14 protein-coding genes are annotated in these 14,361 nt (G+C 71.3%); 7 read left to right on the top strand and 7 right to left on the bottom strand.

Annotated features, from left to right (window positions below; genetic code table 11):
* Positions 1–136 precede the first annotated feature (136 nt).
* Positions 137–2,071, bottom strand: coding sequence for an acetate--CoA ligase (acs, locus tag ACR9E9_RS16520; protein ID WP_435200422.1), 1,935 nt, complete (start codon positions 2,069–2,071; stop codon positions 137–139).
* Between the two features lie 272 nt (positions 2,072–2,343).
* Here acs and ACR9E9_RS16515 point away from each other — a divergent pair, with 272 nt between their 5' ends.
* Both ACR9E9_RS16515 and ACR9E9_RS16510 read left to right on the top strand, forming a co-directional pair.
* Positions 2,344–3,264, top strand: a complete 921-nt coding sequence (locus tag ACR9E9_RS16515; RefSeq protein ID WP_435200420.1) for a phenylalanine 4-monooxygenase — start codon at positions 2,344–2,346, stop codon at positions 3,262–3,264.
* A 62-nt stretch (positions 3,265–3,326) separates the two neighbouring features.
* Entirely contained in the window at positions 3,327–4,028 is a 702-nt protein-coding gene (locus ACR9E9_RS16510; protein ID WP_435200418.1) for a hypothetical protein, read from the top strand.
* Between the two features lie 63 nt (positions 4,029–4,091).
* On the opposite strand, the gene ACR9E9_RS16505 is transcribed toward ACR9E9_RS16510, so the two are convergent.
* From ACR9E9_RS16505 to ACR9E9_RS16480, 6 genes are all read right to left on the bottom strand, one after another.
* Positions 4,092–5,702: a solute symporter family protein gene (locus ACR9E9_RS16505; protein WP_435200416.1), complete on the bottom strand. Its 1,611-nt coding sequence runs from the start codon at positions 5,700–5,702 to the stop codon at positions 4,092–4,094.
* Positions 5,699–6,046 (bottom strand): DUF485 domain-containing protein, encoded by a 348-nt coding sequence (locus tag ACR9E9_RS16500; RefSeq protein WP_435200414.1) that lies wholly within the window; start codon positions 6,044–6,046, stop codon positions 5,699–5,701. The genes ACR9E9_RS16505 and ACR9E9_RS16500 overlap by 4 nt, the downstream gene beginning before the upstream one ends.
* Positions 6,047–6,221: 175 nt before the next feature.
* A complete protein-coding gene (locus tag ACR9E9_RS16495; RefSeq protein WP_435200412.1) occupies positions 6,222–7,745 on the bottom strand; it encodes a cation acetate symporter in 1,524 nt (507 codons plus the stop codon).
* Positions 7,742–8,113, bottom strand: a complete 372-nt coding sequence (locus tag ACR9E9_RS16490; RefSeq protein WP_435200410.1) for a hypothetical protein — start codon at positions 8,111–8,113, stop codon at positions 7,742–7,744. Before ACR9E9_RS16490 ends, ACR9E9_RS16495 begins: the two co-directional genes overlap by 4 nt.
* Positions 8,110–8,871, bottom strand: coding sequence for a LytR/AlgR family response regulator transcription factor (locus ACR9E9_RS16485; protein WP_435200408.1), 762 nt, complete (start codon positions 8,869–8,871; stop codon positions 8,110–8,112). Before ACR9E9_RS16485 ends, ACR9E9_RS16490 begins: the two co-directional genes overlap by 4 nt.
* Before the next feature lie 10 nt (positions 8,872–8,881).
* Positions 8,882–10,081 (bottom strand): sensor histidine kinase, encoded by a 1,200-nt coding sequence (locus ACR9E9_RS16480; protein ID WP_435200406.1) that lies wholly within the window; start codon positions 10,079–10,081, stop codon positions 8,882–8,884.
* Between the two features lie 32 nt (positions 10,082–10,113).
* Between ACR9E9_RS16480 and ACR9E9_RS16475 the strand changes: the two genes are divergently transcribed.
* From ACR9E9_RS16475 to ACR9E9_RS16455, 5 genes are all read left to right on the top strand, one after another.
* Positions 10,114–10,968: a hypothetical protein gene (locus ACR9E9_RS16475; RefSeq protein WP_435200404.1), complete on the top strand. Its 855-nt coding sequence runs from the start codon at positions 10,114–10,116 to the stop codon at positions 10,966–10,968.
* Positions 10,969–11,253: 285 nt separating this feature from the next.
* Entirely contained in the window at positions 11,254–11,970 is a 717-nt protein-coding gene (locus ACR9E9_RS16470; RefSeq protein WP_435200402.1) for a hypothetical protein, read from the top strand.
* Positions 11,967–13,007 (top strand): TadA family conjugal transfer-associated ATPase, encoded by a 1,041-nt coding sequence (locus tag ACR9E9_RS16465; RefSeq protein ID WP_435200400.1) that lies wholly within the window; start codon positions 11,967–11,969, stop codon positions 13,005–13,007. Before ACR9E9_RS16470 ends, ACR9E9_RS16465 begins: the two co-directional genes overlap by 4 nt.
* The gene (locus tag ACR9E9_RS16460; protein ID WP_435200398.1) at positions 13,004–13,681 is read left to right on the top strand and encodes a type II secretion system F family protein; all 678 of its coding nucleotides are present in this window, start codon (positions 13,004–13,006) and stop codon (positions 13,679–13,681) included. The genes ACR9E9_RS16465 and ACR9E9_RS16460 overlap by 4 nt, the downstream gene beginning before the upstream one ends.
* Positions 13,678–14,232, top strand: a complete 555-nt coding sequence (locus tag ACR9E9_RS16455) for a type II secretion system F family protein (RefSeq protein WP_435200396.1) — start codon at positions 13,678–13,680, stop codon at positions 14,230–14,232. Before ACR9E9_RS16460 ends, ACR9E9_RS16455 begins: the two co-directional genes overlap by 4 nt.
* Positions 14,233–14,361 lie beyond the last annotated feature (129 nt).

The following is a 14,361-nucleotide window of genomic DNA, read 5'->3' as shown; positions in this document are numbered from 1 at the left end:
CATTGTGCGAAAGCCCCCAACATCGTTGGGGGCTTTCGTGCGTCCCGGGGGGCGGCCGGTGCCGGGCAACGACGAAGGGGGTCTGCCCGCCGAGGAGCGGCGAGCAGACCCCCTTCGTCGTGCGGGTCCGGGTGGGTCAGTCGGACGACGGCTTGTCGATCCCGTCCTTGATCTGGCTCATGACCGAGGAGTCGGCCAGCGTGGAGACGTCACCGACCTCACGGTTCTCCGCGACGTCCTTGAGCAGACGACGCATGATCTTCCCCGAGCGGGTCTTGGGCAGCTCGTCGACGACCATGATCGAGCGCGGCTTGGCGATCGGACCGATCTCCTGGCCCACGTGGTTGCGCAGCTCCGTGACCAGCTCGTCGCCCTGGGCGTCGGCGGACTCACCGTGCTCACGCAGGATGACGAAGGCGACGGCGGCCTGACCGGTGGTCTCGTCGCTCGCTCCGACGACCGCGGCCTCTGCGACCTGCTTGTGGGAGACGAGCGCGGACTCGATCTCGGCAGTCGACAGTCGGTGCCCGGAGATGTTCATGACATCGTCCACACGGCCGAGGATCCAGATGTTGCCGTCCTCGTCGTACTTGGCGCCGTCCCCGGCAAAGTAGTACTTCGGACCGAAACGGCTCCAGTACGTCTCCTTGTAGCGTTCCGGGTCACCCCAGATCCCCCGAAGCATCGAGGGCCACGGCTTGGTGAGGACGAGGTAGCCGACCTGTTCCGGCTCGGTCAGGGGCTGGCCCTCGTCGTCGAGGATCTCCGCGTGGATGCCGGGGATCGCCCGCTGGGAGCTGCCCGGCTCGAGCGCGGTGACGCCAGGCAGGGGGGAGTTCATGATCGCTCCGGTCTCCGTCTGCCACCAGGTATCGACGATCGGGGCGCTTCCGCCGCCGATGACATCGCGGTACCACCGCCACGCCTCGGGGTTGATCGGCTCACCGACGGAGCCGAGGACGCGGATGGAGGAGAGGTCGTACTTGTCCGGGATCTCCCGGCCCCACTTCATGAAGGTGCGCACCGCCGTGGGGGCGGTGTAGAGGATGCTCACCTTGTACTTCTCGACGATCTCCCAGAAGATCCCCTGATGCGGGCTGTCCGGCGTGCCCTCGTAGAGGACCTGGGTCGCGCCGTTGGCCAGCGGCCCGTAGACGATGTAGCTGTGGCCGGTCACCCAGCCGATGTCGGCGGTGCACCAGTAGACATCGCTCTCGGGGTGCACGTCATGGACGACCGAATTGGTGTAGGCGCACTGGGTCAGGTATCCGCCCGTCGTGTGCAGGATGCCCTTGGGCTTCCCGGTCGTGCCGGAGGTGTAGAGGATGAAGAGCGGGTGCTCGCTGCCGTGCGGCTGGGCCTCGTGCTCCTCGGAGGCGCCGTCCACGGCGTCGTGCCACCACACGTCGCGGCTGTCGTCCCAGTCGACGTCGATGCCGGTGCGCTGCACGACGAGAACCTTCTCGGCGGTCGTGCCGGGGACGGCCTTGTCGACGGCCGTCTTGAGCGGCATGGCCTTCCCCTTGCGGAACTGCCCGTCGCTGGTCACGACGACCTTGGCCTCGCCGTCCTCGATGCGTGCCTTGAGCGCCTCCGCGGAGAAGCCGCCGAAGACGACGGAGTGCGGGGCGCCGATGCGCGCGCAGGCGAGCATCGTGACGACGGCCTCGGGGATCATCGGCATGTACACGGCGACGCGGTCGCCCTTCGCCACGCCCAAGGACTCGAGCGCGTTGGCGGCCTTGGCCACCTCACGCTGGAGGTCCGCGTAGGAGATCGAGCGGCCCTCGCCGCTCGCCGCGACGAAGTGGAGCGCTACCCGGTCGCCGTTGCCGGCGTCGACGTGCCGGTCGACGCAGTTGTAGGCGACGTTCAGCTCGCCGCCCACGAACCACTGGGCGAAGGGAGCATCGCTCCAGTCGAGGGTGGTGTCGAAGTCCTTGCTCCACGTGACGTACTCATGGGCACGAGCGGCCCAGAATGCCTCGTGGTCAGCTGCGGCCTCGTCAAACAGGCCTGCCTTGCCGACCGCCTGGTCGGCGAACTCGGTGCTCGGGGCGTAGTCCGACACATGTCCTCCTCGTCGAGTGATCGCGCGCTGCGCGATGGGGGTTGCCCACCTACCTTCCCCCGATGTGGCGACGAGCACAATGCGGCGACCGCTGGGCGTCGCCGGACGCGGGGGACTGGACGGTGAACGGCTCTCGGGGGATGCGCACTGTGCACAGCACGAAACGGCGCGAATTGCCTGCGGGCTGAGCAGTCTGACCAGTCAGCAGGCGCCCTGTGGCCTCGAGACTCGGCTTCTGCCACGGTGGACTGACCACAAGGAGGTGGTTGGACGTGTTCACCGAGGGACAGTTGTACTCACCCGTGACCGAGCACGAGGACGGGACCGTCGAGGTCCACCTCGCGGACACGCATCCGGGTCGGGATGACCCGGACTACCTGCGGCGGCGGGGCGAGATCGCGGGCGCCGCCCTGGGGTGGGACCGGGCGAACGACCCCGTCCCGAGGATCGACTACTCCGAGGCCGAGCACGAGGTCTGGCGGCGGGTGAGCCGGGAGCTCGGGCCCCTCCACGAGCGGCACGCCCACAGTGAGTACCTCGTGGCCAAGGAGCGTCTCGCACTGCCGAGCGATCGTGTCCCCCACCTGGGAGAGGTCAGCGAGCGGCTCATGCCGCTCAGCGGCTGGAGCTATGTCTGTGCGCCGGGCCTCGTGGCCCTGCGCGACTTCTACGCCGACCTCGGCCAGCGGTGCTTCAACTCCACCCAGTACCTCCGGCACGGCTCGCAGCCGCTGTACACCCCGGAGCCGGACATCATCCACGAGGTCATCGGACACGCCAATCAGCTGGCCTCTCCCCGCTTCGCCGCGATCGTCGAGGCGGCGGGCCAGGCGTCGCTGCGCCTCGAGACCGAGGAGGCGATGAAGCTCGTCGCGGACGTCTTCTGGTTCTCCATCGAGTTCGGCGTGATGGACGATGCCGGTGAGCCCAAGGCGTACGGCGCGGGCATCCTCTCGAGCTTCGGGGAGATCCAGGAGTTCTCGCACATGGAGATCCGCGAGCTCGACCTCGCCGACATGGGCACGCTCAACTACGACATCACCGCCTACCAGCCGGTGCTCTTCTCCGCGCGCTCCGTGGCGCACCTCGAGGACGTCGTCGGAGACTTCTTCGCCACCGTCGACGACGACCGGGCCGCCGCCCTGCGGGAGGAGGCCACGCGACGGGGACTGCTCCCCATGTCGCACCAGTGAGACAGCGGTTAGTTTTCGAGTCAGTCGGGGAGGAATGCACCCCATCGAGCGAAGGAACTGACATGAAGACGACCGGCACCATGCGCGCAACCAGTCTGCTCGCCGTGGCCGCCCTCGGTCTCTCGGCGTGTGGCGGATCGGACGAGGACACCACCCGGGAGACGTCGAGCACGAGCCAGGCCAGCCCGAGCGAGTCCGCGACGAGCGATGAGGCCACCGAGTCCGAGGACGCTGTCGACGAGGAGGTTGCAGTCGAGGAGTCCGAGAGCTCGGACGGGGCGGGTGCCGGCGGTTCTGCCGAGCTGACCGAGCCCGGCACGCAGCTCGAGGTCGGCGCGAGGGCCACGATCCCGCAGGGCGATGACGACGCTGCCGTCACCGTCACCGTCTCGAAGGTCACCCGGGGAACGTCGGACGACCTGTCGCAGCTCGAGGACGCGGACAAGTACGCGGACTACACCCCGGTCTACGTGCAGTACACGATGACCGGCACGGACAGCTCGAGCGAGCTCGGCGGAGACCTCCTCGACGACGTCGATCCGATCACTGCTGACGGCCGCAAGGCGAGCACGCTCGTCCTCATCGGCACCTCGCCCTTCGAGAAGTGCGACCGCAACTCCATCCCGGACGACTTCGGTCCCGGCGACACCGAGACCACCTGCCAGGTGGCGATGGTCTCCGGTGACCAGAAGATCACCGGTGCGCAGTTCGCCCCCTACGAGGGCGACTACGCGGACGACGGCAAGGTCGTCTGGACGCAGTGACCACCACGGCACGACGAAGGGGGAGAGCCGCGGCTCTCCCCCTTCGCCATGTGGTGGTGTCGGTCAGTGGTCGAGCGACTCCGCGACACCGTGGCCGGTGAGGCTGCGCACCTCCATCTCGGCGTACTTGGCGCGGTTGAACTCCTTGCTCGTCACCGTGCCGACGTACCCGAGGATGAAGCCCAGCGGGATCGAGATGAGGCCGGGGTTGGCCAGCGGGAACCAGCTGAAGTCCGCGTTCTGGATCATCGCCGTCTCCGACCCGGAGACGACCGGGGAGAAGGTGATCAGCACGAGGGCCGCGGCGAGGCCGCCGTACATCGACCACAGCGCACCCCGGGTGTTGAACCGCTTCCAGAAGAGGCTGTAGAGGATCGTGGGCAGGTTGGCGCTCGCCGCGACGGCGAAGGCCAGGGCCACGAGGAAGGCGATGTTCTGGTCCTTGGCGAGCATCCCGCCGAGGATCGCCACGGCACCGGTGACCATCGCCGCGATGCGAGAGACCTTGACCTCCTGCTCCTGGGTCGCCTTCCCGTGCTTGAAGACCTGGTTGTACAGGTCGTGCGCGACGCTGGCGCTCGCGGTGATCGTCAGGCCGGCGACGACCGCGAGGATCGTCGCGAAGGCGATCCCGGAGACGATGCCCAGCAGCCAGGACCCCCCGAGCTCGTAGGCGAGCAGCGGGGCGGCGGCATTGGCCTTGCCCGGGGCGGAGTTGATCGTGTCCGGTCCGACGAGGGCGCCGGCACCGTAACCGATGACGAGCGTCAGCAGGTAGAAGCCACCGATGAGCCAGATGGCCCACTCGACCGACTTGCGGGCCTGCTTGCTCGTCGGCACGGTGTAGAAGCGCTGGAGCACGTGGGGCAGGCCGGCGGTGCCGAGGACGAGAGCCAGCGAGAGCGAGATGAAGTCGATCTTCGTCGTGATGCTCTCGCCGTACTTCAGCCCCGGCTCGAGCAGCTTCTCGCCCGCCTCGGGGTTCTTGTCGACGGCGGCCTGCATGAGAGCGGAGAGGTTCATGCCGAACTTGCCGAGCACCCACACGGTCATGACCGCCACGGCGAAGATCAGCAGGACGGCCTTGATCATCTGGACCCAGGTCGTGCCCTTCATCCCGCCGATCATGACGTAGGTGACCATGACGATGCCGACGACGGCGATGACGATGTTCTGCGCCAGGGCCCCGTCCACACCGAGCAGCAGCGAGACGAGCCCGCCCGCGCCGGCCATCTGCGCCAGCAGGTAGAAGAAGGAGACCGCGAGCACCGAGCTCGCCGTCGCGATGCGGATCGGACGCTGCCGCAGCCGGTAGGACAGGACGTCGGCGAGGGTGAAGCGGCCCGTGTTGCGGAAGAGCTCGGCCACGAGCAGCAGGGCGACCAGCCAGGCCACGAGGAAGCCGATGGAGTAGAGGAAGCCGTCGTAGCCCTGGAGGGCGATGGCGCCGGCGATCCCGAGGAAGCTGGCGGCGGAGAGGTAGTCACCGGCGATGGCCAGGCCGTTCTGCCGGCCGGAGAAGGACGCGCCACCGGTGTACATCTGGCTGGCCGTCTTGTGACCCGAGGCCACCTTGATGACGATCGTCAGCGTCGCGACGACGAAGACGACGAAGATCGTGATGTTCAGCGCGGGGGAGCCCGTCGTGGTTGCTGCGGGCAGTGCGGCGATCATCCGTCCACCTCCGGGGACCGGTAGTTCGTGACCTGCTCCGAGAGCGCTTCTGCGGCCGGGTCGAGGACCCTGCCGGCCCAGCGCACGTAGACGATGGTGATGACGAAGGTCGTGACGAACTGGCCCAGGCCGAGGAGCAGGCCGATGTTGATGTTGCCGAAGACCTTGATGCCCATGAAGTCGGTCGCGAAGATCGACAGGAGCACATAGAGGAAGTACCACGCGAGGAAGAACGCGGTCACGGGGAAGACGAAGCTGCGGAAGGTCCGGCGCAGGTCGCCGAACTCCTTGGACTCTTGTACGGCGATATAGCTCTCGCCGAGCGGCTGAGCGTCGTTGCTCATGGCTCACCTCCGGGTCGTGGGTGGGTCCGGGCACCATGGACCGGACCCACCCAGCGTGGCGCAGGACACAGCCCTCGGGTGGGAGGTGAGGGGTCCGCCGCGGTCGGCGGGAGCGCTGCGTCGCCGTGCGGGCGAGGTGACTGCGGTGAGCGGTCGCCGGATGACGACGAGCGGTCTACCCGGCCTCGGCGAAGACGCCCTCGGGGGTGTGCAGGCGGGCCATCGTGCGGGCCCAGCGACGGGGCCGGGAGGCCGGCGTGACGAGGGAGACGAGGATCGTCACGACGAACGCGAGCGGGGTCGCCCAGGCCGTGGGTGCCGCGATGAGGGCGCCGATCCATCCCGCGGGGAGGTGGCCGACGACCGAGACGAGGGCCGCGGCGGTCGTGGTCAGGCCGCCCACGGCCACGCCGGCTGCCGCTCCCTTCGCCGTGAGCCGTGGCCACCAGACGCCGAGGATGAGCAGCGGAGCGAAGGTGGCGGCCGCGATCGCGAAGGCGTGGCCGACCGCGGACGAGATGCCGATCGGGGCTGCCGAGACGGCGACGACGAAGGGGGTGAGGACCCCGGCTCCGGCGGCGATGCGGAAGGTGGCGGCCGGGCCGGCGTCTCCGTGCGTCAATCGGGCCATGAGTGGGCGGATGACGTCCTGGTCGATGGCTCCGGCGACGGACATCGTCACGCCGGAGGCCGTGGAGAGGAAGGCGGCGAAGGCGCCACCGGCGACGAGTGCGGTGAGCAGTCGCCCGTCGAGACCGGACAACATCGCGCCGGGGAGGGCGAGCACGACCGTGCGGCTGGGGTCGTTCGCGAGGTCCGGCGTCTGCAGGTAGGCCCGGCCGAGGAAGCCGTAGACCGGGGGAAAGACGTAGAACAGGCTCAGCAGGGCCAGGACCGCGACGGTGGTGCGCCGGGCCGCGACACCGTTGGGGTTGGTGTAGAAGCGCACGGCGATGTGCGGCAGGCCCATGGTCCCGAGGCACAACGCGGCGAGCGTGCTGTAGGTCGTGAAGAGGGAGCGGCTCGTCGGCTCGTCGGAGGTGAGCGGTTCCCACCACGAGGCATCGGCCTGCGGCGCCGGTGCGCCCGACTGCGACCAGACCGCCAGCAGGACGAAGGCGGGGATCGCGATGGCGGACAGCTTGATCCAGTACTGCACCGACTGCACGAGCGTCACCGACCGCATGCCCCCGGCAGCGACGTTGAGGGTGACGATGACGGTGAGCACGGTGGCGCCGACCCAGGTCGGCAGGCCGGAGACGTGACGAAGGGCGAGCCCCGCCCCCTGCATCTGGGGGAGGAGGTAGAGCCAACCGATGCCGACGACGAGCAGTGCGCACCCCCGGCGCAGCGCCGCCGACTCCAGTCGGGACTCGGCGAAGTCCGGCAACGTGTACGCGCCGGAGCGCCGCAGCGGTGCCGCGATGAGGACGAGCAGGACGAGGTAGCCGACGGTGTACCCGACAGGCATCCACAGCATGTCGACGCCGCTCTCGTAGACGAGGCCGGCGACGCCCAGATAGCTTGCCGCAGAGAGGTACTCGCCACCGATGGCGCTGGCGTTCCGCCACGGGGTCACCGCCCGTCCCGCCACGTAGAAGTCGCTGGTCCCCTTTGCCAGGCGCAGGCCGAGGGCGCCCAGGGTGAGCGTGGTGAAGCAGACGAGTGCGATCGCGGCGACGCTCAGCGGCTCGGTCACCGGTGACCCACGACATCACTGAAGTCGGTCTCGATGCGCTCGCTGGCCCGGGTGTACCAGCGGGCGGTGAGGACCACGCAGGGGTAGACGAGCAGGCCGAGGAGGAGCCAGGCCACGGGGAGGCCGGCGATGGACAGGGACCGGGTGGCGGGCACCAGCGCGAAGATCAGCGGGAGTGCCCCGAGCGTCATGACCCCGAGGGCGAGCACCCCGAGCGTGAGCTGAAGCTGGGCGCGCATGAGCGAGGAGACGTAGGTGGCACCCAGCCCGGAGGTCCCGGTGATCTCCTCGTGCTCGGTGCGCGGCTGCTCGGTGCGCGCCTGGCGGGGAGTCCTGGTGATGCGCACCCGAGGGGGTGGGGTGCTCACCCTTCGCCCGGGTCGGTGCGCGGACGAAGCAGGGTCCTGCGCAGCTGCCGGGTGTGCCGCCGACTCACCTGCAGCTCGGTGTCGTCGACGACGACGGTGCACCGGCCGGCCTCGTTGTGCACCTCGGTGATGTGTCGGGTGGACACGAGCGTCGAGCGGTGGATCCGCACGAATCCCGCCTCCGCCCACCGGTCCTCGAGGGTGGCCAGGGGGATCCGCACGAGGTGGGAGCCGGATGGCGTGTGCAGCCGGGCGTAGTCACCCTGGGCCTGCACCCAGCGGATCTCACTGCGGGGGACGAAGCGGGTCACCCCACCGAGCTCCACGGGGACGGTCTCGTCGGCGTCCGGGCCCTCCTGCTGCGGTGGCTCCCGGTCAGCGGCCGCGAGGCAGCGACGCACGGCCTCGCCGATCCGCTCCGGGCGCACCGGCTTCATGAGGTAGTCGACGGCCCCGAGGTCGAAGGCGTCGACGGCGTGGCTGTCGTGGGCGGTGACGAAGACGACCTGGGGGCGCTCGGCGAAACGCGCGATGACCCGGGCGAGCTGCATGCCGTCCAGCCCGGGCATGGAGATGTCGCTGAAGACGACGTCGATCTGCTCGCGCTCGAGCGCCGCGAGGGCGGCGGTGCCGCTGGCGGCGGTGAGGACCCGCGCCACCCGGTCGTCCTGATCGAGGAGCCAGGCGACCTCGGTGCGGGCCGGCACCTCGTCATCGACGACGAGGACCGTCAACGCGGGAGCGGTCGTGGGCGGCATGGGCACCAGACTAGGCCGGTTCCTCGAGAGCGGGGGAGTACTTCGGTACCCGGAAGGAGACGCGCATGCCCGCACCGGGTGCCGTGTCGACGACGAGGCCGAACTCCTCGCCGTAGACCTGACGCAGACGAGCATCGACGTTGCCCAGGCCGATGGAGTCGGTGCGTGACTGCCCGTCGAGGATCTTGCGGATGTCCTCCGGGTCGGCCCCGACGCCGTCGTCGTCGACCGAGAACTCGGCCTCGGCGCCGTGGTCCGTGGCCGTGAGGGTGACGTGGCCCGGCCCCTCCTTGGGGGCCAGCCCGTGCCGTACGGCGTTCTCGACGAGGGGCTGGATGGCCAGGTAGGGGACGCGCACCGGGAGCACCTCCGGGGCGATCTTCAGCGTGATGCCGAGGCGCTCGCCGAAGCGCGCCTGCTCGAGCACGAGGTAGCGCTCGACATTGCGCAGCTCCTCGCTCACGGTGGTGAAGGCGTCCTCGCGGCGCAGCGCGTACCGGGTGAAGTCGGCGAACTCGAGGAGCAGCTCGCGGGCGCGAGCCGGGTCGGTCCGCACGAAGGACGCGATCGCGGCGAGGCTGTTGTAGATGAAGTGGGGGGAGATCTGCGCGCGCAGGGCTCGCAGCTCGGCCTCCATCGCACGGGTGCGCTCGTAGGACAGCTCGGCGAGCTCGACCTGGGCCCCGACCCAGGAGGCGACTTCCTCGGCGGCCCGGGCCAGTCCCGCGGAGACATCGGGCCCGAAGCCGCAGATCGTCCCGATGACGCGACCCTCCACCGTCACCGGGGCGATGACCGCGGAACGGATGGGGCACTCCGTCGACGTGCAGGTGATGATGTCCGGCCCGAGGACGAGACTCTGCCCGGAGGTGATCACCGCCTGCGCCCGGTCCACGACCATGGGGAGGTGGTGCCTCCCTTCGCCGTCCCACACGATGACGCTGCTCGTGTCGCACACGGCGAGGGCGGGCGTCGCGAGCATGGCCCGCAGGTAGGGGGCGGCGCGCTCGCAGCCCTGGTCGGTGAAGCCGTCGGCGAAGTGGCGCCCGGCGACGGAGGCGGTGTGCAGGGTCTCGTAGGTCGCCTGGTCGGTCACCGAGATGAAGCCGGGCCGGCGCCGGCGCCAGTGGACGAAGGCGATGAGCAGTCCACAGGTGATGAAGGCGCCGGACACGGCCACTGCGGTGGGGAGGTGCAGGCCGGCGTCCATGGGCGAACCCTAGTGCGGCCTAGGCTGTCCGGGTGTCCGCCCCCAGCCCCCAGCTCGCCGCCCTGAACCAGCTCGCCGCCCTTCCCGAGGTCGCGGCGGCGTCGGACCACGCCCGGGAGGTGTGCACCCAGCTGCGTTGGCACGAGGCCCTGCGTCGCCGGATCCCGGAGGCGGCCGCCGAGTCCCGGGTCCGCGGCGCCTGGGCCAGTGCCGAGCTCGACGGCGCCCGCTCGACGGCGACGATCGTGCGCGACCTCATGCGCGGCGCCCGGGAGCGCAGCCCGCTGCCGGACCCGGCCGAGCGCGTCATCCACGGCGCGATCGCCGCCACCGCGGAGACCGAGAGCCTCAGGCCGCTGATCATCCGATCACCCGGCCAGGCGCTGGCTCGACTGCACACGGCCGCCGCCGCACAGCTCGTCGACGACTCGGACCAGCTCGGGCGTCCTCGTCGGGAGGGGGAGGGGTGCGCGGAGTTCGCGGACCTCGGAGCGGCCCCCGTCGGGGCCGCGCTGCAGTCCCGTCTCGCGGGGATCATCGACCTCATGCAGTCTGCGAGCGAGGCCCCGGCGCTGGTCGTCGCGTCCATCGTCCACGCGGAGATCGCCACCGTGCGCCCGTTCGTCGTCGGCAACGGTCTCGTCGCACGGGCCGTCGAGCGAGCGCTCGTCGCGGCGACCGGCCTCGACCCGACCGGTGTGGCCGTACCCGAGGCCGGGCACGGCCACCAGGGCGGGCCGGCCTACCTCGGCTCCCTCAACGGCTACGTCCACGGGGGTCAGCCGGGTGTGGGCCTGTGGTTGAAGCACTGCGGCGACTCACTCGTCGCGGGCGCCGAGGAGGGATGGCGCGTGGCCGACTCCGTGCGGGCCGGTCGCCTGCAGTAACGCTCGACGCTCATGTGGCGAGGCGTCACCGGTGTGAGGACCATCCGGAATTGCGTTCACGACTGTGGCCGTTAGAGTTGGTGGTAACCGCTCCCTCAGGGTTGAGCGGCCAACGCACGGCTCCCTCCCCCCGGAGCCCGCGTTGACGGCCCCGGCGCTCCCCCGCCGGGGCCGTCCCCTGTGCGGGGGTCGGTCCTCGTCCCCAGGTGGATGCCCGGCCACGACGTCGTCCACAGGCCGTCCGCAGCATCCCGGCGCAGGCACCGGCCGCGGGAGGATCGCGGCATGCATCCCGTCATCGTCATCGCCGGCGCCTCCGGAGGGCTGGGCGCCTCGACGCTCACCGCGGTCACCGGGACCCTGCTCTCCCGGGAGTGCTCACCGACGCTGGTCGACGCCGACTTCGGCGGAGGGGGGCTCGATGCGACCCTCGCTGTCGAGCACCTGGACGGCCTGCGGTGGGAGGACCTCGCCGAGCACGAAGGGGAGGTCGACGCGAGTCGTCTGCGGCGCGGCCTGCCCGAGGGGCCGGTGCCGGTCCTCGCTGCTCGCAGGTGGCGGCCGCAGGCGGCCACCGCCCGGTCGGTGACGCGAGGACTGGCGCACGTGGGCCCGGTCGTCATCGACGTCCCGTCGGGTCCGCGAGTGGACCCGATGTGGCTGGAGCTGGCTGACGTCGTCGTCGTGCTCGTGGGGCTGCGGCCGCGGTGGCTCCGTGACGGCGAGGCCCTCGCAGCGACGCTGGGGGAGGCGAGCGAGCGGACGCTGCTCGTCACCCGTGGGCCGCGACGGGCCTCACGGGTGGCCGACCGGGCCGGCGAGCACCTGGGGCTGCCCCTGCTGGAGCACCTGGCCGATGAGCCCGGGGTGATCCGCGACGAGGCCCACGGCCGGGCTCCACGCCCCCGTGGGGCCGTGCGGGAGGTGGCTCGGGCCCTGGTGGAGTCCGTGCCGCAGGCGCGCGCATCGCTGGGTGAGGGCGTGCTGGGGCTGGCGTCATGAGGTGGTCGAGCGCGATCGACGAGCAGGTGCGTGCGGGCCAGGCGCCGGATGAGTCCGCCATCGCGCACGTGGCTCGGGCCGAGTCGGTGCGTCTGGGGGCCTCCGGGGCCCAGCGACGCTCGGGTGAGCTGCAGGCCGAGCTCATGGGGTTGGGCGTCCTCGAGCCGGTGGTGGCCGACGAGCGCGTCACCGACGTCCTCGTCAACGGCGACGGCTCGGTGTGGGTCGACCGCGGTGAGGGTGTCCAGCGGGCGGTGGACGTCGAGGTCGGTGATGCCGCCTCGGTGCGCCGGCTCGCCACCCGGCTCTCCGCGGTCGCCGGTCGCCGGCTGGACGATGCGCAGCCGTGGGTGGACGGCCTGCTGCCGCGCGGTATCCGTCTGCACGCCGTGCTGCCGCCCCTCGTCACGGGTGGTCCCCATCTCAGCCTGCGCATCCCGAGGCACCGCGGCGGTGGGCTCGACGCGCTCGTCGGCCTCGGCATGGCGACGCCTCGGCAGGCCGCGCAACTGCGGGAGGTGGTCTCGGCCCGTCGGGCCCATGTCGTCACCGGCGGGACCGGCACGGGCAAGACGACCCTGCTGGCCGCCCTCCTGGCGGAGGTCCCGGCGACGGAGCGGCTGCTCGTCGTCGAGGACGTCGGGGAGATCCAGGTCCGCCACCCCCACGTCGTGCGCCTCCAGGCGCGCTCGGCCAACACCGAGGGTGCCGGGGAGGTGACGATGGTCGACCTCGTGCGGCAGGCACTGCGGATGCGACCCGACCGGCTCGTCGTCGGAGAGGTCCGGGGCGCCGAGGTGCGCGACCTCCTGCTGGCGCTCAACACCGGTCACGAAGGGGGGTGCGGCACCCTCCACGCCAATCGGGCGCAGGACGTGCCGAGCCGGTTCGAGGCGTTGGGTGCGCTGGCTGGCATGAGCCGCGAGGCGGTGCGCGCCCAGCTGACGAGCGCCATCGAGGTCGTCATCCACCTGCGTCGGGTCGGCGGCCGCCGGGTGGTGGACTCCATCGGCGCCCTCCCGGGAGGCGCCCCGTGAGCGTGCTCGCCACCGGGCTCGTCCTCGTTGCCGTCCTCTGCTGGCCGGGCCGGCGAGTCGCCGTCGCGGCCAGCGGGGCCGGTGGCGGGCTCGGGCTGCCCCGGTGGCGGCGTCGCACCTCTGCGGTGGAGGACCTCGAGGCGCTGGCGCGCGTGGCGGACCTCTTGGCGATGACCCTCCGCTCGGGCGCGACGCCGGTCACCGCCGTGACCGTTGTGGCGGGCGAGGCGCCACCGGCGTGGGCGGCCGTGCTCGACGAGGTGCGCGCGCAGCTCACCGCAGGCGCTCCGGCCGGAGTGGTGTGGCAGCGCCATGCCCGGGAGCGGCCCGAGCTCGGTGCGCTCGCGGGGGCCTGGGAGCTGAGCGAGGACCTCGGGGTCGCCCTCGCCCCGTCGATGACGACGAGCGCACAGGTGCTCAGGGCGCAGGTGCAGGCCCGACGGCGCCTGGAGGCCTCGACCTCGGGTGCCCGGGCGACCATGCGCATGCTCACGCTGCTCCCGGTGGTCGGGCTCCTCGCCGGCTTCGCCTTCGGTCTGACGCCGTGGGAGGTGTACGGGCACAGCGTGATGACGATGGTCAGCGCGATCATCGGGCTGGGGCTCACCGCCCTCGGCTGGGTCATCTGCCGGTGGGTGCTCGCTCGTGCCGTCGCGCCGGTGGTGCACACGTGAGCGTGTCGGTGGCTGCCCTCGTCGTCATCACGGTGCTGCTCTGGCCGGGGCGGGCCGAGGCGGCGATCCGGTTGCAGCGGGCGTCGCCCGAGGACCGGGGCCCGTCAGCCGCCGGGCTGACCGTCGAGGAGGTCGCGGACGCGAGCGTCCTGCTCGCACTCGCCCTGCAGTCCGGGCGGGGCCTGACCCAGGCGCTCGAGGAGGTGGCGGGCGTGGCCTCGGCGGGCGCCGCCGAGGATCTCGCGAGAGTGGGCGCCGCCCTGCGCTGGGGTCGACCGATGGGGGAGGCGTGGGACTACGCCCGGACGGCGTGGGGACCGACGGCGACGGCCTTCGTCGTGGCCGATGCGGTGGGCGCGCCGTCGGCCCAGGTGCTCCTCGACGCAGCGACCACCCTGCGTGAGACCGAGGCCCGGCGACTCGAGCAGGCCGGCGGCACGGCTGCGGTGATGCTCGTGCTGCCGCTGGGTCTGTGCTTCCTCCCGGCCTTCATCGCCACCGCGGTCCTCCCCCTCGTGGCCGTCCTCGTGGGGACCCAGCTGGGGGGCTGACATGCGTTCACGCCGAGCTCCGGGAGCATCGGCCCCTCCCGGGTGCCCCCGGGAACGAGCGATCGAGCCCGACCATGCTGCCCGTGGCCCGGGTCGCGCCCCTGTGCCGGCGCTGCCTCGCCGGACCGC

The organism is Janibacter sp. GS2, from assembly GCF_051200835.1.
Taxonomy (GTDB): Bacteria; Actinomycetota; Actinomycetes; order Actinomycetales; family Dermatophilaceae; genus Janibacter.
Note: the sequence above shows the minus strand (reverse complement) of the source record. Positions and strands in the feature narration are given on the sequence as shown.

Coding starts and splice junctions, on each gene's coding strand:
- ACR9E9_RS16470 (WP_435200402.1), top strand. CDS start 11,254: ATGCATCCCGTCATCGTCATCGCCGGCGCCTCCGGAGGGCTGGGCGCC.
- ACR9E9_RS16510 (WP_435200418.1), top strand. CDS start 3,327: ATGAAGACGACCGGCACCATGCGCGCAACCAGTCTGCTCGCCGTGGCC.
- ACR9E9_RS16485 (WP_435200408.1), bottom strand. CDS start 8,871: ATGCCGCCCACGACCGCTCCCGCGTTGACGGTCCTCGTCGTCGATGAC.
- ACR9E9_RS16500 (WP_435200414.1), bottom strand. CDS start 6,046: ATGAGCAACGACGCTCAGCCGCTCGGCGAGAGCTATATCGCCGTACAA.
- ACR9E9_RS16465 (WP_435200400.1), top strand. CDS start 11,967: ATGAGGTGGTCGAGCGCGATCGACGAGCAGGTGCGTGCGGGCCAGGCG.
- ACR9E9_RS16505 (WP_435200416.1), bottom strand. CDS start 5,702: ATGATCGCCGCACTGCCCGCAGCAACCACGACGGGCTCCCCCGCGCTG.
- ACR9E9_RS16480 (WP_435200406.1), bottom strand. CDS start 10,081: ATGGACGCCGGCCTGCACCTCCCCACCGCAGTGGCCGTGTCCGGCGCC.